The organism is Flavobacterium aquaticum (assembly GCF_003259835.1).
Classification (GTDB): domain Bacteria; phylum Bacteroidota; class Bacteroidia; order Flavobacteriales; family Flavobacteriaceae; genus Flavobacterium; species Flavobacterium aquaticum.
Genome location: NZ_QLMI01000002.1, coordinates 249,968 through 267,702, shown reverse-complemented (window position 1 = coordinate 267,702; position 17,735 = coordinate 249,968). Strand labels below are relative to the sequence as shown.

The 17,735-nt window shown below is 34.6% G+C and carries 14 protein-coding genes; all 14 read left to right on the top strand.

Features of this window, described 5'->3' with window-relative positions; all coding sequences use genetic code 11:
• Nucleotides 1-40: 40 nt before the first annotated feature.
• The 14 genes from B0I03_RS04025 (at nt 41) to B0I03_RS03960 (ending at nt 17,723) form a co-directional block, all read left to right on the top strand.
• Nucleotides 41-1,312: a c-type cytochrome gene (locus B0I03_RS04025; protein ID WP_111566179.1), complete on the top strand. Its 1,272-nt coding sequence runs from the start codon at nt 41-43 to the stop codon at nt 1,310-1,312.
• Nucleotides 1,313-1,344: 32 nt separating this feature from the next.
• Nucleotides 1,345-4,380: a TAT-variant-translocated molybdopterin oxidoreductase gene (locus B0I03_RS04020; protein WP_111566178.1), complete on the top strand. Its 3,036-nt coding sequence runs from the start codon at nt 1,345-1,347 to the stop codon at nt 4,378-4,380.
• A 30-nt stretch (nt 4,381-4,410) separates the two neighbouring features.
• Nucleotides 4,411-5,820, top strand: coding sequence for an NrfD/PsrC family molybdoenzyme membrane anchor subunit (nrfD, locus tag B0I03_RS04015; RefSeq protein ID WP_111566177.1), 1,410 nt, complete (start codon nt 4,411-4,413; stop codon nt 5,818-5,820).
• 4 nt (nt 5,821-5,824) lie between these two features.
• Complete coding sequence (locus B0I03_RS04010; protein ID WP_111566176.1) at nt 5,825-6,349, top strand: DUF3341 domain-containing protein; 525 nt, start codon at nt 5,825-5,827, stop codon at nt 6,347-6,349.
• Between the two features lie 9 nt (nt 6,350-6,358).
• Entirely contained in the window at nt 6,359-6,904 is a 546-nt protein-coding gene (locus B0I03_RS04005; protein ID WP_111566175.1) for a c-type cytochrome, read from the top strand.
• Nucleotides 6,905-6,931: 27 nt separating this feature from the next.
• Entirely contained in the window at nt 6,932-8,440 is a 1,509-nt protein-coding gene (locus B0I03_RS04000) for a quinol:cytochrome C oxidoreductase (RefSeq protein WP_111566174.1), read from the top strand.
• Nucleotides 8,441-8,459: 19 nt separating this feature from the next.
• Nucleotides 8,460-9,620: a cytochrome c oxidase subunit II gene (locus B0I03_RS03995; protein WP_111566173.1), complete on the top strand. Its 1,161-nt coding sequence runs from the start codon at nt 8,460-8,462 to the stop codon at nt 9,618-9,620.
• A 31-nt stretch (nt 9,621-9,651) separates the two neighbouring features.
• Nucleotides 9,652-11,418 carry a cytochrome c oxidase subunit I gene (locus B0I03_RS03990; protein ID WP_111566172.1) on the top strand — a complete coding sequence of 589 codons (1,767 nt, stop codon included), beginning with the start codon at nt 9,652-9,654 and terminating at the stop codon, nt 11,416-11,418.
• A gap of 75 nt (nt 11,419-11,493) precedes the next feature.
• The gene (gene ruvB / locus B0I03_RS03985; RefSeq protein WP_111566171.1) at nt 11,494-12,516 is read left to right on the top strand and encodes a Holliday junction branch migration DNA helicase RuvB; all 1,023 of its coding nucleotides are present in this window, start codon (nt 11,494-11,496) and stop codon (nt 12,514-12,516) included.
• 55 nt (nt 12,517-12,571) lie between these two features.
• Nucleotides 12,572-12,925: a four helix bundle protein gene (locus B0I03_RS03980; RefSeq protein ID WP_111566170.1), complete on the top strand. Its 354-nt coding sequence runs from the start codon at nt 12,572-12,574 to the stop codon at nt 12,923-12,925.
• Between the two features lie 3 nt (nt 12,926-12,928).
• Nucleotides 12,929-13,858, top strand: a complete 930-nt coding sequence (queG, locus tag B0I03_RS03975; protein WP_394338060.1) for a tRNA epoxyqueuosine(34) reductase QueG — start codon at nt 12,929-12,931, stop codon at nt 13,856-13,858.
• A gap of 89 nt (nt 13,859-13,947) precedes the next feature.
• On the top strand, nt 13,948-14,829 hold the full coding sequence (locus B0I03_RS03970; RefSeq protein ID WP_111566169.1) for a DUF808 domain-containing protein: 882 nt from the start codon (nt 13,948-13,950) through the stop codon (nt 14,827-14,829).
• Nucleotides 14,830-14,837: 8 nt separating this feature from the next.
• Nucleotides 14,838-15,272 (top strand): hypothetical protein, encoded by a 435-nt coding sequence (locus B0I03_RS03965; protein WP_111566168.1) that lies wholly within the window; start codon nt 14,838-14,840, stop codon nt 15,270-15,272.
• A 168-nt stretch (nt 15,273-15,440) separates the two neighbouring features.
• On the top strand, nt 15,441-17,723 hold the full coding sequence (locus B0I03_RS03960) for an NADP-dependent malic enzyme (protein WP_111566167.1): 2,283 nt from the start codon (nt 15,441-15,443) through the stop codon (nt 17,721-17,723).
• Nucleotides 17,724-17,735: the final 12 nt, after the last annotated feature.

The following is a 17,735-nucleotide window of genomic DNA, read 5'->3' as shown; positions in this document are numbered from 1 at the left end:
TCTAAAAGTATACCAAATTAAGTCGATAATCATTTTAAATATGAAAAAGGTGGGTAACCATAAATCGTTTTCAAGGATTTTCTTCAGTTTAGCATTCGTGCTAGTAACTTCTTTATCTGCGTTCTCTCAGGATGCAGCAAAGGGTAAAGAATTATTTAATACCAATTGTGCCGCATGTCATAAATTAGACGCAAAAGCTACGGGTCCTGCACTTCGTGACGTTGGTTCTAAGTATGACAAAGAGTGGTTGTACAAATGGATTAAAAATAGTGGAGAATTAATCAAGTCAGGAGATGCGCAAGCTGTAAAAGTTTTTGAAGAGAACAACAAAGTTCCAATGACTGCATTTCCACAATTGTCAAATGAAGATATTGACAATATTTTAGCTTATACTTCTGAGCCAGCTCCTGCTGCTCCTGCAGTTGTGCCTGGTGCGCCTGTAGCGGGTGAAGCAACTGCTGATTCTGGTGTTTCTAATAATGTGATATTAGGAGTGCTTTCTTTAGTAATGATGATGTTAGTTGTTATGTTGTTCTTGGTGAACAATATGTTAACTAAAATTGCTAGTGCTAAAGGATTAGAAGTTGAGCAAAAAGATCGTTCTGTATTAAATCTTTTCAGAGCGTATGCTAAAAATCAATTCTTAGTTTTAGTTTCTGCAGTCTTGTTATTGTTGGTTTCTGCTTACTTTGCATACGGATGGATGATGCAAATTGGTGTAGATCAAGGGTATGAGCCAGTACAACCAATTCACTATTCACACAGAATTCATGCTGGTGAAAATGGAATTGACTGTAAATACTGTCATTCAGCTGCAAGAGTTGGAAAACATTCTAACATTCCTTCGTTGAATGTTTGTATGAACTGTCACAAAAACATTAGTGAAGTAGCTGAAACTACTGCAACTGAAGAGCATTCAAAAGCATTTTACGATGGTGAAATTGCTAAATTATATGATGCAGTTGGATGGGATAAGTCATTACAAAAATACACAGGAAAAACTAAACCAGTTAAATGGGTTAGAATTCATAATTTACCAGATCACGTTTATTTCAACCATTCACAACACGTAACTGTTGCAGGTGTTGAGTGTCAAACTTGTCACGGTCCAGTTGAAGAAATGGAAATCATGAAACAACATGCTCCATTAACAATGGGATGGTGTATCAACTGTCACAGAGAAACAAATGTGAAAGTAGAAGATAATGCTTACTACAAAAAAATCCATGAAGAACTTTCTAAAAAATACGGAGTATCTCAGTTAACTGCGGCTCAAATGGGAGGTTTAGAATGTGGTAAATGTCACTATTAATAAAATAATTTAAGAAGCTAATATACTATACAATGGCATCAAACAAAAAATACTGGAAAAGTGTTGAAGAGCTAAACGAAAATAGCTCTATTGTTGAGACGCTAAGAAACAACGAGTTTGTGGAACCAATTCCGGTTGACCAATTCTTAGGAGATAAAGAATCTTTATCTGCTTCGTCAACTACTCGTCGTGACTTTTTAAAATATGTTGGATTTAGCACTGCTGCAGCTTCATTAGCGGCTTGTGAAGGTCCTGTTGTAAAGTCAATTCCTTACGTAGTTCAACCAGAAGAAATTATTCCTGGTGTTGCTGATTATTATGCAACAACAATGGCTGATGGTTTTGATTTTGCTAATATTTTAATCAAAACTCGTGAGGGTCGTCCTATTAAAGTAGAGAACAATAATTTAGAAGGAGCAAAAACTGGAGCAAATGCAAGAGTTCACGCTTCTGTTCTTTCATTATATGATAGTTTACGTTTAAAACAACCTAAAATTGCTGGTAAAGATGCAACTTGGGCTGACGTAAACACTAAAGTTAAAGCTAGTTTAGAAGATGCTAAAGCAAAAGGTGGAAATGTAGTGGTGTTAACAAACACTATGGCAAGTCCTTCAACTGATGCTTTAATTGCTTCTTTGGTTGCTAAATATCCAACAACGAAACATGTTGTTTATGATGCAGTTTCTGAATCAAACGCTTTAGATGCTTTTCAAGCAGTTTACGGTGTAAGAGCTTTAGCTAATTATGATTTTTCAAAAGCAGACGTTATCGTTTCTGTTGGTGCAGATTTCTTAGGAGATTGGCAAGGAGGAGGTTTTGATGCAGGATATGCTCAAGGTCGTATTCCTAAAAACGGAATGATGTCTAAACATATTCAAATTGAATCTAATATGTCTTTAGCAGGTGCTAATGCAGATGTTAGAATTCCAATGACAGTTGCGCAACAAAAACAAGCTTTAGCAGATTTATATTATGCTGTTGTAAGTGGTGCTCAACCTAAAAATGCTCAAATTGCTAAAGCGGCTAAACAACTTAACGATGCTAAAAGCAAAGGAGTTGTTGTTACTGGTTTAGATGATGTAAATGCACAATTAGTAGTTTTAGCTATTAACAACGCATTGCAATCTGCAGCTTTTAATCCTTCTGACGCTATCCTTACAAGAAAAGGTGATGCGAAAGCGGTTGCTCAATTAGTAGCAGATATGAAAGCTGGAAAAGTTCATACGTTAATTATGAACGGAGTTAATCCGGCTTACACTTTAGCAAATTCTAAAGATTTCGCTGCAGCTTTAAAATCAGTTAAACTTTCTGTTGCTTTCTCAATGAAAGAAGATGAAACTTCAACTTTGACTACAATTGCTGCTGCGGCTCCACATTATTTAGAGTCTTGGGGTGATGTTACAATTACTAGAGGTAATTACAGCATCATGCAACCAACGATTCGTCCTTTATTCAATACAAAACAGTTCCAAGACGCTTTGTTAACTTGGACAGATAATACAGTTGCTTATTATGATTTCTTAAAATCTTTTTCTGCTACTTCTTTAGCTGGAAAATCTTGGAATCAAGCAGTTCATGATGGTTTTGTTGCTTCTGTAGCAAGTCCATTAACTGCAGCTTCTGCTGATTATGCTTCTGCAGCTTCAGCTTTAGCGCAAGCAAAATCTTCTAATTTCGATTTAGTATTATATTCTAAAGTTGGAATGGGAGATGGGCAACAAGCAAACAATCCTTGGTTACAAGAATTCCCAGATCCTATTACAAGAGTATCTTGGGATAACTACGTAACTATGTCTAAAGCAGATGCTGAAGCAAATGGATTCAAAAACTGGAATGTAGCTAACGGAGGTTTAAACGGAAGTTATGCAACTATTAAAGTAGGAAATGCTACTTTAGAAAATGTACCAGTTATTATTCAACCAGGTCAAGCAAAAGGAACTTTAGGTTTAGCTTTTGGATATGGTAAAAAATTAGGATTAAAAGAAGAGATGCAAGTAGGTGTTAATGCTTATGCTTTATACGCTAACTTAAACTCAAATCAATCTGCTACTATTACTGTTGCTGATGGAGAGCATGAATTTGCTTGTGTTCAGTTGCAAAAAACATTAATGGGTAGAGGTGATATTATCAAAGAAACTACATTAGAAGTTTTCAATACTAAAGACGCTAAAGTTTGGAATCCAGTTCCAATGGTGTCATTAGATCACAAACCAACAGCTGCTACAGAAGTTGACTTATGGGATTCTTTTGACAGAAGTGTTGGACACCACTTTAACTTATCTATTGACTTAAACGCTTGTACAGGATGTGGAGCATGTGTTATTGCATGTCACGCTGAGAATAACGTACCAGTTGTAGGTAAAGCTGAAGTTAGAAGAAGTAGAGATATGCACTGGTTACGTATCGACAGATATTATTCTTCTAAAGAGACTTTTGCAGGTGATATTGAATTAAAAGAATCTGCTGCTGGATTAATGAATTCTATCGATACTTTCTCAAGTATGGAAGATCCTTCAGAAAATCCTCAAATAGCTTTCCAACCTGTAATGTGTCAGCACTGTAATCACGCTCCTTGTGAGACAGTATGTCCAGTAGCTGCAACATCACATGGTAGAGAAGGTCAAAACCACATGGCATACAACAGATGTGTTGGTACTCGTTACTGTGCTAACAACTGTCCATACAAAGTAAGACGTTTCAACTGGTTCTTATATAACAAAAACAGCGAGTTTGATTATCATATGAATGATGATTTAGGTCGTATGGTTATCAATCCAGATGTAAATGTACGTTCTCGTGGAGTTATGGAAAAATGTTCAATGTGTATCCAAATGACTCAAGCGGTTAAATTAAAAGCAAAACGTGAAGGTAGAGCAGTAGGTAAGGATGAATTCCAAACAGCTTGTTCTGCAGCTTGTTCAAGTGGTGCTATGAAATTTGGAGATATCAATGATTCAGAATCAGATGTTGCTAAATTAGTTGAATCTGACAGAATGTATCATTTATTAGAGCACATCGGAACAAAACCAAACGTGATGTACCACGTGAAAGTTAGAAACGATAAATAAGTATTAATTAAAGAAACAATATAAAGGATTATGTCGTCTCATTACGAAGCACCCATTAGAAAACCTTTAGTAGTAGGAAGTAAATCTTACCACGATGTAACGGTAGATGTGGCTAGACCTGTAGAAGGTAGAGCAAACAAACAATGGTGGACAGTATTTTCAATCGCATTAGCCGCTTTCCTATGGGGATTAGGTTGTATGATTTATACCGTTACCACTGGTATTGGAACATGGGGATTAAATAAAACAGTAGGTTGGGCTTGGGATATCACCAATTTCGTTTGGTGGGTAGGTATCGGTCACGCCGGAACTCTTATCTCTGCCGTATTATTATTATTCCGTCAAAAATGGAGAATGGCTATTAACCGTTCTGCAGAAGCAATGACGATTTTCTCAGTAATGCAAGCAGGTTTATTCCCAATCATTCACATGGGTCGCCCATGGTTAGGTTACTGGGTATTACCAATTCCAAATCAATTCGGATCATTATGGGTTAACTTTAACTCACCATTATTATGGGACGTATTCGCAATTTCTACCTATTTATCAGTATCATTAGTTTTCTGGTGGACTGGTTTATTACCTGACTTTGCTATGCTACGTGATAGAGCAGTAACTCCTTTTACAAAAAGAGTATATTCTATCCTTTCTTTTGGATGGTCTGGTAGAGCTAAAGATTGGCAACGTTTTGAAGAGGTTTCTCTTGTATTAGCTGGTTTAGCAACTCCACTTGTACTTTCTGTACACACTATTGTATCCTTTGACTTTGCTACTTCTGTAATTCCAGGATGGCATACAACAATCTTACCTCCATACTTCGTTGCTGGAGCGATTTTCTCAGGATTTGCAATGGTAAATACACTTCTTATCATCATGAGAAAAGTGTCTAACTTAGAAGATTATATCACTGTACAACATATTGAGTTAATGAACATCGTAATTATGATTACAGGTTCTATCGTAGGTTGTGCTTATATTACGGAGTTATTCGTAGCTTGGTATTCTGGAGTTGAGTATGAACAATATGCATTCTTAAACAGAGCAACTGGTCCTTACTGGTGGTCATACTGGTTAATGATGACTTGTAACGTAATTTCTCCACAAGTTATGTGGTCTAAGAAAATTAGAACTAATATTATGGCGTCATTCATTATTTCTATCGTAGTAAACGTAGGAATGTGGTTTGAACGTTTCGTAATTATCGTAACTTCATTACACAGAGATTATTTACCATCTTCATGGACTATGTTCCAACCAACTTTTGTTGATGCTGGTATCTATATTGGAACTATCGGATTCTTCTTCGTATTATTCTTATTATATTCTAGAAGTTTCCCTGTAATTGCTCAAGCAGAGGTTAAGACAATCTTAAAATCTTCTGGAGATAACTACAAGGCAGAAAGAGAACAACACGATCATAATCATTCAGATAATCATTAATATCATGAGTAATAAAGTAATACACGCTATATATAATGATGATGATGTTTTAATGGATGCTGTTAAACAAACAAGAGCAGCTCATCATCATATCGAAGAAATTTATACACCTTTTCCAGTTCACGGATTGGACAAAGCCATGGGGTTAGCTCCAACACGAATTGCTATCTGTGCATTTATTTATGGATTAATTGGACTTTCAATTTACACTGCCTTGATGAATTATATCATGATTCAAGATTGGCCTCAAGATATTGGAGGTAAACCAAGTTTTAGTTATATTGATAATATGCCTGCATTTGTGCCTATTATGTTTGAAGGAACCGTTTTCTTTGCAGCTCACTTAATGGTTATTACCTTTTATATGAGAAGTAAATTATGGCCTTTTAAACAAGCTGAGAATCCAGATGTAAGAACTACAGATGACCATTTCTTAATGGAAGTTGGAATTCACGGTAACGAAGAAGAATTAGTTTCTTTCTTTACAAATACTGGAGCAGTTGAAGTTAAAGTTGTAGAAAAGCATTAATAGATAGTTATGAAAAGTTTATATAAAATAGTAGCAGTAGTAGGTTTGTCTTTCATGGCAACTTCATGTTTCGATAAAGCAAAACCTAACTATCAGTTTTTCCCAAATATGTATGAAGCGGTTTCTTATGAAACATATTCAGAGCATGATGTGTTTAAAGGTGGAGTAGAAGCTCAAATACCTGCTAAGGGATCAATTAAAAGAGGTTTTGTACCTTACGATATTCCAAATACACCAGAAGGTTATGCTTTAGCTAAAGCAACTTTAAAATCTCCATTAGATTCTACAGCTATCAACCCTGATAAAGCTAAAGAATTATACACTGTTTATTGTGCAATTTGCCACGGTGATAAAGGTGATGGAAAAGGAAACTTAGTAGTTAAAGAAAAATTCCTTGGAGTACCAAGTTATAAAGATAGAGAAATTACAGACGGAAGTATTTTTCACGTAGTTACTTATGGATTAAACTCTATGGGTTCTCATGCTAACCAATTGTCTCAAGAAGAACGTTGGGTAGTTGCAGACTACGTTTTAAAATTAAAAGCTGGATTATAATAGTAAAACTTTTTGAAAATAATAGATATGTACACGTTTTCAAGTAAATTAAAAACTTTTTCATTCGTCCTAATGATTTTAGGTGCAATTGGTATTGGAATTGGTTTCATGGCAGCTCCTAAAACGATTGAGGATGTAGAAAAATTATTAGCAGATAGTCATCATGATCATGAAGCTGCTCATGTAGAGAAAGTTGCTCCACATGCTGAAGATGCTCATGTTGTAGCAGATACAGTAAAAGCTGCTGTTGCTCATGTAGCAGATTCAACACATGCAGAAGCTCACACCACTACAGTTGATTCTACTGCACATGCTGTAGATACTGCTGCTGTTGTAGCTGTTGCAGAAGCTCCAGCGCATGCAGACAATCATGATGCTCACACTAAAGCAGACGCTCATTCTCACGATGACCATAAAGCACATTTAGAACATGTATTACACCAATTACAAAACAAGCCATGGGCTGCTTTGTACGTGGCTTGTATCTTCTTTATGTTAATTTCAGTTGGAGTTTTAGCATTTTATGCAATTCAATATGCGGCTCAAGCAGGTTGGTCTCCAATTTTATTTAGAGTAATGGAAGGTATTACTGCGTATTTATTACCTGGTTCTATTATTTTCTTCGTATTATTAGTTGCTGCAGGAATGCACTGGAATCATTTATTTGTATGGATGGATCCAGAAGTTGTTAACCCTGAATCGGTTAAATTTGATAAATTAATTTTCCTTAAAAAAGGATGGTTAAGTGTTGGAAGATTCTTAGGAACTGCTGCTATCATTTTAATTGTTTGGAATTACGTTCGTTTCAAATTTGTGAAAAATTCTATCGCTCAAGATAGCGCTGAAGATAATGCACCTTACAAGAGAAATTTCAAATTAGCTGCTTTCTTCTTAGTATTCTTCATCGTTTCTGAGTCTATCATGTCTTGGGATTGGATTATGTCTGTTGACCCTCACTGGTACAGTACTTTATTTGGATGGTATGTATTTGCAAGTTTCTTCGTAAGCGGAATTACTGTTATTGCAATGATCACTTTATACTTAAAATCTAAAGGATATTTAGAGCATGTAAATACAAGTCACATTCACGATTTAGCTAAATTTATGTTTGGTATCAGTATTTTCTGGACATACTTATGGTTCTCTCAATTCATGTTGATTTGGTATTCAAATATCCCAGAAGAGGTTACTTATTTCGTAACTCGTATCGAACACTACAAATTACCTTTCTTCGGAATGTTAGCTTTAAACTTCATTTTCCCATTGTTAATCTTAATCAATACAGATTTCAAACGTTTAACTTGGATTGTAGTTATGGCAGGTATTGTAATATTATTTGGACATTATATTGATTTCTTCAATATGATTATGCCTGCAACAGTTGGTGATCAATGGTTTATTGGTATTCCTGAAATTGGAGCTTTAATGTTCTTCTTAGGTTTATTTATCTTCGTTGTATTTACAGCTTTAACTAAGGCTCCATTAGTTCCAAAAGGAAATCCTTTAATTGAGGAAAGTAAACATTTTCATTATTAATAGTTAAAAAGAAATAAAAATGACAAGTTTCTTGGTATTTATAATTTTAGTTCTAGTCGGTATTGCAGTTTGGCAATTAACTAAAATTTTTGATTTAACCCAAATTGGCGGTTCTTCAGACAATGACGAAATTGCAAATGACAAAGATAATAGTGTTAATGGTTACTTAATGTTTGCCTTTGTAGGTTTCATTTATGTATTCACTATTTATTCATTATATGCTTGGGGAGATTTAGTATTAGGTACTCCTGCTTCTGAGCATGGTAAAGACGTAGATAATTTGATGGCTATTTCTATGGCGTTGATTTTCTTCGTACAAACTATTACTCAGTTCTTATTGCACTACTTTGCTTTCAAATATAGAGGTAAAGAAGGTCAAAAAGCATTATACTTTGCAGATAACAACAAGTTAGAAGCTATTTGGACAATTATTCCAGTTATCGTTTTAGCAGGTTTAATTATGTACGGTTTATATACTTGGAACGACATTATGTTTGTTGACAAAGAAGATGAACAAGATGCAATCGTTATCGAATTATATGCAAAACAATTTGGTTGGGAAGCACGTTATGCTGGTGATGATAAAACATTAGGTAAAGCAAACGTAAGATTAATTGAAGGTATCAACACTTTAGGAGTTGATTTAGCTGATCCAGCTGCTCAAGATGATAAAGTAGTTACTGAATTACATTTACCAGTAGGAAAAAGAGTAATTTTTAAAATGCGTTCTCAAGACGTTTTACACTCGGCTTATATGCCTCATTTTAGAGCACAAATGAACTGTGTTCCTGGTATGATTACTCAGTTTTCATTTACTCCAACAGTTACAACTGCTGATATGAGATCTGATGAAGCTATAATGGCTAAAGTTGATAAAATCAACAAAATCAGAACTAAAAACAGTAAGAAAATTGTTGCTGAAGGTGGTGTAGCTTTAGACCCTTATACATTTGATTATTTATTATTATGTAATAAAATTTGTGGTGCATCTCACTACAATATGCAAATGAAAATTGTAGTTGATACACCTGCTGATTTCAAAAAATGGTTAACAGAAAAGCCTACATTAGCACAACAATGGAAAGAAGCTAATGCTCCTGCACCTGCAGTTGCTCCAGCCGAAGCTACTAATGCAGTAGCGGTAGATTCAACTAAAGTTGTAGCTCAAGTTATTAAATAAGTTATTTTATATTAAATATAATAGTATTAGTATGTCACACGATCACGGTCATCATAAAGAAACTTTCATAACTAAATATATTTTTAGTTTGGATCACAAAATGATAGCGAAGCAATACCTTATTTCAGGTTTATTGATGGGTATTGTTGGAGTTGTTTTATCTTTATTCTTCCGTATGCAAATTGCATGGCCTGAAGAATCTTTCGAAATTTTCAAAGTATTCTTAGGAGATAATTTCGCACCAGATGGAGTAATGCGTAACGATATTTACCTTGCTTTGGTAACTATTCACGGAACAATCATGGTATTCTTTGTACTTACCGCTGGTTTGAGTGGTACATTTAGTAACTTGTTAATTCCATTACAAATTGGAGCACGTGATATGGCTTCAGGATTTATGAACATGCTCTCTTTCTGGATGTTCTTCATTTCTTGTGTTATTATGATTGCTTCTTTATTCGTAGAATCAGGACCAGCATCTGCAGGTTGGACAATTTATCCTCCATTAAGTGCCTTACCACAAGCTATTCCTGGATCAGGTTTAGGTATGACTTTATGGTTGGCTTCTATGGCTATTTTCATTGCATCTTCATTAATGGGATCTTTGAACTATGTAGTTACAGTAATCAACTTAAGAACTAAAGGTATGACGATGACAAGATTGCCTTTAACAGTTTGGGCTTTCTTCGTAACAGCTATTATTGGTATTGTATCTTTCCCAGTATTATTCTCTGCGGCTTTATTATTAATTTTCGATAGAAGTTTTGGAACATCATTCTTCTTGTCAGATATTTTCATTCAAGGTGAAGTTTTACATTACCAAGGAGGTTCTCCAGTATTATTCGAGCACTTATTCTGGTTCTTAGGTCACCCTGAAGTTTACATCGTATTATTACCAGCTTTAGGTATTACTTCTGAAATTATTGCTACCAACTCTAGAAAACCAATTTTTGGTTACCGTGCAATGATTGCTTCTATCTTAGCAATTGCATTCTTATCAACTATTGTTTGGGGTCACCACATGTTTATTTCAGGTATGAATCCTTTCTTAGGTTCGGTATTTACCTTTACAACATTATTAATTGCAATTCCATCAGCTGTAAAAGCGTTCAACTACATTACAACACTTTGGAAAGGTAACTTACAATTAAATCCTGCAATGTTATTCTCTATCGGATTAGTATCTACTTTCATCACTGGAGGTTTAACAGGTATTATTCTTGGAGATTCAACTTTAGATATTAACGTTCACGATACATATTTCGTAGTAGCTCACTTCCACTTAGTAATGGGTATCTCTGCACTTTACGGATTCTTTGCTGGTGTTTACCACTGGTTCCCTAAAATGTTTGGTAGAATGATGAACAAAAACTTAGGTTACGTTCACTTCTGGGTAACTGCTATTTGTGCTTACGGAGTTTTCTTCCCAATGCACTTTATTGGAATGGCTGGTTTACCAAGACGTTATTATACAAACTCAGCTTTTCCATTATTTGATGAATTAGCAGACGTAAACGTTTTAATTACCATGTTTGCAATCGTAGGAGCAGCTTTCCAAATTGTATTCTTTTGGAACTTCTTCTATAGTATTTTCTACGGTAAGAAAGCAACTCAAAACCCTTGGAAATCGAATACTTTAGAATGGACTACACCAGTGGAACACATTCACGGAAACTGGCCTGGAGAAATTCCTGAAGTACACAGATGGCCTTATGATTACAGTAAACCAGGTCACGATGAAGACTTCGTTACTCAAGTTACACCAATGAAAGAAGGAGAAGAAGTTTTACATCATTAAGATTTTTTCCACAATCATACAAACCTCTCCAATCGGAGAGGTTTTTGTTTTATAACTTTACTTATCTTTGCTTTTATGAACGATAATTTAAATCCCAATAAAGAATCCTATTCTCCGCAAGATATTGATATCGAAAAGGCATTACGCCCACTAAGTTTCGATGATTTTTCCGGACAAGAGCAAGTATTAGAAAACCTAATTGTTTTTGTACAAGCGGCTAATTTGCGAAAAGAAGCGTTAGACCACACCTTGTTTCATGGACCTCCAGGTTTAGGAAAAACTACGTTGGCAAATATTTTAGCAAATGAGTTGGGAGTTGGAATCAAAATTACATCAGGACCAGTTTTGGATAAACCAGGTGATTTAGCTGGATTACTAACGAATCTTGAAGAGCGCGATGTTTTATTTATTGATGAAATTCATCGTTTAAGTCCAATTGTAGAAGAATATTTGTATTCTGCGATGGAAGATTTCAAGATTGATATCATGATTGAATCGGGTCCAAATGCTAGAACGGTTCAAATCAATTTGAATCCTTTTACTTTAGTTGGAGCTACCACTCGTTCTGGATTATTAACGGCACCAATGCGTGCTCGTTTTGGAATTCAAAGCCGTTTACAATATTACAATACCGAATTATTAACCACAATTGTGCAACGTAGTTCATCGATTTTAAAGATGCCAATTACAATGGAAGCAGCTATTGAAATTGCCGGTAGAAGTAGAGGAACACCTCGTATTGCTAATGCTTTATTGCGTCGTGTGCGAGATTTTGCTCAAATCAAAGGAAATGGGAAAATCGATATCGAAATCGCAAAATTCGCTTTGAAAGCTTTAAATGTGGATGCACACGGATTAGACGAAATGGATAATAAAATTCTATTAACCATAATCGAAAAATTCAAAGGCGGACCTGTTGGATTATCAACACTAGCAACAGCGGTTTCAGAAAGTGGTGAAACTATTGAAGAAGTATACGAGCCTTTTTTAATTCAAGAAGGATTTATTATGCGAACTCCAAGAGGAAGAGAAGTGACCGAAAAAGCTTATAAGCATTTAGGAAAAATTAAAAATAACATTCAAGGAGGCCTTTTTTAATGATGGGTGATGGATGTTTGATAATGGATGTTTCAAATTTTAAGTATATAAAAATATGAGTTTTAAGTTTGAAAAATTAATTATTTGGCAATTAGCAATGGATTTTGGAGAAGAAATTAATACTGTCGCTAATTCTTTTCCTCAAACTGAACGTTATAATTTGTCTTCTCAAATTTCAAGAGCTGTTGATTCAATTGCATTAAATATTTCTGAAGGTTCTGTTGAACAAACTATTCCTGAATTTAAGAGATTTCTGAATTATTCAGTTCGGTCAATAGCTGAAGTTGTAACGTGTTTGCATAAAGCAAAAAGGAGAAATTACATAACTCAAGAACAATTTGATTACTTGTATGCTAAGTCATTCGAATTGATGAATAGAACTTTGGCTTTTAAAACGCAATTAAAATAAGTGATCCAGTCATCCATCATCCATCATCAGACATCTATCATAAAATCTGAATCCAAAAGACTCGGCTTTTTGTCTTGCGGTATTTCCAAAGCAGGTTTTCTCGAAGAAGAAGCACCTCGTTTAGAAAATTGGCTCAACAACAACATGCACGGTCAAATGAGTTACATGGAAAACCATTTTGACAAACGATTGAATCCAACGCTTTTGGTAGATGATGCTAAAAGTGTCATTTCTCTGTTGTTGAATTATTATCCCTCCGAACTTCAAAATCAGGATTCGTATAAAATTTCAAAATACGCTTACGGACAAGATTATCATCACGTCATAAAAGAAAAATTAAAGGAATTATTACATTTCATTCAAACTGAAATTGGTGAAGTTTCAGGAAGAGCTTTTGTCGATTCAGCACCAGTTTTAGATAAAGCTTGGGCAGCAAAAAGTGGTTTGGGTTGGGTTGGTAAAAACAGTAATCTCATCACTCAGAAAGTAGGTTCTTTTTATTTTATTGCTGAATTAATTATCGATTTGGAATTAGAATATGACAAACCAACAACCGACCATTGCGGAAGTTGTACCGCTTGTTTAGACGCTTGTCCTACGGAAGCTATTGTAGCGCCTTATGTCGTGGATGGAAGTAAATGTATTTCGTATTTCACTATCGAATTGAAGGATAATTTACCACAAGAAATGAAAGGCAAATTTGATGATTGGATGTTTGGTTGCGATGTTTGCCAAGATGTTTGTCCTTGGAATCGTTTTTCAAAACCAAATAATGAACCGCTTTTTCAAACGAATAAGGAGATTTTAAATTTCTCAAAATCCGATTGGGAAGAAATTACAGTAGATACTTTTCAAAAGGTATTTAAAAATTCTGCGGTTAAACGAACTAAATATGAAGGCTTACTTCGTAATATCAATTTCTTGAAGAAATAAAATGGTATAGTGTTTTTCAGACAAAAAATATTTTCAATTTCAAAACTTTACTGTAGTTTTGAGAGTTATTAAAAAGAAAAAATAAAATTATGGCATCAGGATTTTTCGCAATCTTAGACGATATCGCTGCATTGATGGACGATGTAGCAATGACAAGTAAATTAGCAACCAAAAAAACAGCTGGAATTTTAGGAGACGACTTAGCAGTTAATGCCGAAAAAGCAACGGGTTTTTTAGCTTCAAGAGAAATTCCAGTGTTGTGGGCAATTACAAAAGGTTCGTTTATCAATAAATTGATTATACTTCCGGTTGTTTTTGTTTTGAATTGGTTGTATCCGCCTGCAATAAAAGCAGCTTTAATTATTGGAGGAGTTTATTTAGCCTACGAAGGTGTAGAAAAAATTATCGAATACTTTTTTCATCGCGCTAAAAAAGGAGAAGAAGTTATAGAAGAAAGTAAGTTGGAAGAAACAGATGAAAATTCGGAAAAGGCAAAAGTAAGTTCGGCTATTAAAACTGATTTTATTCTTTCGCTTGAAATTGTCATCATCGCTTTAGGAACCGCAATGGAAAAACAACACGAATTAATTACGCAAATTCTAAGTGTAACTTTCGTTGCAATTATTGCAACCGTTGGAGTTTACGGAATCGTAGCTTTAATTGTAAGAATGGACGATGCTGGTTTTTATTTAATGAGAAAAGGTAATGAAAAAGGATTTTTAGCTTCTTTAGGTGGTGTTTTGATTAAAGCATTACCACTTGTTATTAAATTTCTTGCTGTTGTTGGGACTATCGCACTTATATTAGTTTCAGGAGGTATTTTTCTTCACAATATTGAATATATACATCACTTAATTCCACATAGTATTCCATCAACAGTGGCTGAATTTGGTGTCGGAATTGCATTTGGATTAGTAGCCGTTTTGTTGATGACGGGGTTTAAGAAGGTTAAGGGTTTGGTGAAAAAATAGAATGATAGATGAAATTACAAATAAATACATTGGTTAAGATTTTTCTACTTGTAGTTTTAATTTACTTATCTGTAGTTTATTATATTTACTATGAAAATAAAGTCTTATATGCTAATGCTAAATATACAACTGCAATAGCTTTACGTAATACTTATGGTACCGGTAATAGTGGTATTGAATATAGATATTTAGTAAATGATAGTATTTATTTAGCTTGGGATAGTACAAGTAAAAAAGCTTTGGAAGGTACTAATTATTTTATTGTATATGATGAGAAAAATCCGAAGCATAGTTCTTTTTTTGTTGAATGTCCAGCGCCTGATTCAATTAAATTTATTCCAAAAGATGGTTTAAAAGAAATACCTATTAAAAAATATCAAAAATATGTTGAAAGCTATTTTGATGATTTGTTAAATGGTTGGCTAACCCAATTTTTTCCTTAAATGAATATTTTATACTAGTAAAGTATTTTTGTTTTGTAAAATATTCCTTCAAGTCTAAAACCAAATCAACTTCAATAAATAATCCATTTATTTTTCAAAAGAATCTCAAAATAATTTCTCATTTTATGCGCATACTACTATATTTGTAAGTTAGTAAAATAAAAAACCATGCATAAAGATAGTAAACGTAGAGAAGCCTTATTATATCACGCAAAACCAACACCTGGAAAAATTCAGGTAGTTCCCACAAAAAAATATGCAACTCAAAGAGATTTAGCTTTGGCTTATTCTCCAGGAGTAGCAGAACCTTGTTTAGAAATTGAAAAAGACGTTAACAACGTTTATAAATATACCGCAAAAGGAAATTTAGTAGCTGTAATCTCAAACGGAACCGCTGTTTTAGGTTTAGGAGATATTGGTCCAGAAGCTTCAAAACCTGTAATGGAAGGAAAAGGTTTGTTGTTCAAAATCTTCGCTGATATCGATGTGTTTGATATCGAAGTAGGAACAAAAGATATTGAAGAATTCATTGCAACGGTAAAAAATATCGCTCCAACTTTCGGAGGAATTAACCTAGAAGACATCAAAGCACCAGAATCTTTCGAAATTGAAAGACGTTTGGTTGAAGAATTAAATATTCCAGTAATGCACGATGACCAACATGGAACCGCTATTATTTCATCAGCCGCTTTATTGAATGCAGTAGAATTGGCAGGAAAGAAAATGGAAGAAGTGAAAATGGTCATTTCTGGAGCAGGTTCGGCTGCGATTGCTTGTGCTAATTTATATGTTGCTTTCGGTGTGAAACCAGAAAATGTTGTAATGTTCAACAGTAAAGGAGCCTTAAGAAAAGACGACCCAAGAGTTACCGATATGCAACGCCGTTACGCAACGGATAAACATTATGACGATTTAGCTCACGCTATGAAAGGCGCCGATGTATTTATCGGATTATCTTCTGGAGATATCGTTACACCAGAAATGTTGTTAGGAATGGCTGATAATCCAATCGTTTTTGCGATGGCAAATCCTACGCCAGAGATCAATTACAATTTAGCAATTGATACGCGTAAAGATATCATTATGGCAACTGGTCGTTCTGACCATCCTAACCAAGTTAATAATGTATTAGGTTTTCCATTTATTTTTAGAGGTGCTTTAGATGTTAGAGCTACAAAAATTAATGAGGAAATGAAGAAAGCAGCTGTTATCGCTTTAGCGGAATTAGCAAAAGAATCGGTTCCAGAACAAGTTAATATTGCGTATGGCGAAACCAAATTAACATTTGGTCGCGATTATATCATCCCAAAACCTTTTGATCCAAGATTAATTGCAGCAGTTCCGCCAGCCGTAGCCAAAGCCGCTATGGAGTCAGGTGTAGCAACAGCGCCAATTACCGATTGGGAAAAATACAAAGACGAATTATTAGAGCGAATGGGTTCTGATAATAAAATGATTCGTTTGTTAACCAATAGAGCAAGAACGAATCCAAAACGTATCATTTTTGCGGAAGCAGATCAAATCGATGTGTTAAAAGCAGCTCAAATTGTTCATGAAGAAGGTATTGGTTTCCCAATTTTATTAGGAAATTTAGAAACCATTAAAGAATTAAAAGCTGAAATTGGTTTTGATATCGAAGTGCCAATTTTTGACCCAAAAACAAAAGAATCTGAAGCTAAAAGATTAGAATATGCGAAGCATTTTTGGGAAACCAGAAAACGCAAAGGAATCACGTTATTAGATGCAGAAAAATGGATGCGTGAGCGTAACTATTTTGGCTTAATGATGGTAAATACAGGTGAAGCTGATGCTATGGTAACAGGATATTCTAGAAGTTATCCAACAACTATCAAGCCTGTAATGCAATTGATTGATAAAGCGCCAGGTGTTTCTAAAATTGCCACTACGAATATGATGATGACGGCAAGAGGCCCAATTTTCTTGTCGGATACCGCAATTAACCCTAATCCTTCGGCTGATGATTTAGCTAGAATTGCCTTAATGACAGCTAAAACAGTAAAAATGTTTGGAATGGAGCCAGTAATTGCAATGGTTTCGTATTCTAATTTTGGATCATCGCACAATGAAGGACCAAGTAAAATAAGTCAAGCAGTTGCGTATCTTCATGAAAATTTTCCTGATTTAATTGTAGATGGAGAGATTCAAACCGACTTTGCATTGAACTCAGAAATGCTAAAAAGTAAGTTCCCATTTTCAAAATTGGTAAATAAAAAAGTGAATACACTTATTTTTCCTAACTTAGATGCTGCAAATATTACTTACAAATTATTGAAAGAGTTAAATAAGGCAGAATCTATCGGTCCAATTATTTTAGGATTAGACAAGCCTGTTCACGTTTTTCAATTAGGTGCAAGTGTTGAAGAAATGGTAAATATGGCAGCAGTTGCTGTTGTAGATGCTCAAGAGAAAAGTAGAAAACAAAACAAATAAGAATACCATTGT

Coding starts and splice junctions, on each gene's coding strand:
- B0I03_RS03980 (WP_111566170.1), top strand. CDS start 12,572: ATGAGTTTTAAGTTTGAAAAATTAATTATTTGGCAATTAGCAATGGAT.
- B0I03_RS03990 (WP_111566172.1), top strand. CDS start 9,652: ATGTCACACGATCACGGTCATCATAAAGAAACTTTCATAACTAAATAT.
- B0I03_RS03960 (WP_111566167.1), top strand. CDS start 15,441: ATGCATAAAGATAGTAAACGTAGAGAAGCCTTATTATATCACGCAAAA.
- B0I03_RS04000 (WP_111566174.1), top strand. CDS start 6,932: ATGTACACGTTTTCAAGTAAATTAAAAACTTTTTCATTCGTCCTAATG.
- B0I03_RS04005 (WP_111566175.1), top strand. CDS start 6,359: ATGAAAAGTTTATATAAAATAGTAGCAGTAGTAGGTTTGTCTTTCATG.
- B0I03_RS04010 (WP_111566176.1), top strand. CDS start 5,825: ATGAGTAATAAAGTAATACACGCTATATATAATGATGATGATGTTTTA.
- ruvB (WP_111566171.1), top strand. CDS start 11,494: ATGAACGATAATTTAAATCCCAATAAAGAATCCTATTCTCCGCAAGAT.
- B0I03_RS03965 (WP_111566168.1), top strand. CDS start 14,838: ATGAAATTACAAATAAATACATTGGTTAAGATTTTTCTACTTGTAGTT.
- B0I03_RS04025 (WP_111566179.1), top strand. CDS start 41: ATGAAAAAGGTGGGTAACCATAAATCGTTTTCAAGGATTTTCTTCAGT.
- B0I03_RS04020 (WP_111566178.1), top strand. CDS start 1,345: ATGGCATCAAACAAAAAATACTGGAAAAGTGTTGAAGAGCTAAACGAA.
- B0I03_RS03995 (WP_111566173.1), top strand. CDS start 8,460: ATGACAAGTTTCTTGGTATTTATAATTTTAGTTCTAGTCGGTATTGCA.
- B0I03_RS03970 (WP_111566169.1), top strand. CDS start 13,948: ATGGCATCAGGATTTTTCGCAATCTTAGACGATATCGCTGCATTGATG.
- nrfD (WP_111566177.1), top strand. CDS start 4,411: ATGTCGTCTCATTACGAAGCACCCATTAGAAAACCTTTAGTAGTAGGA.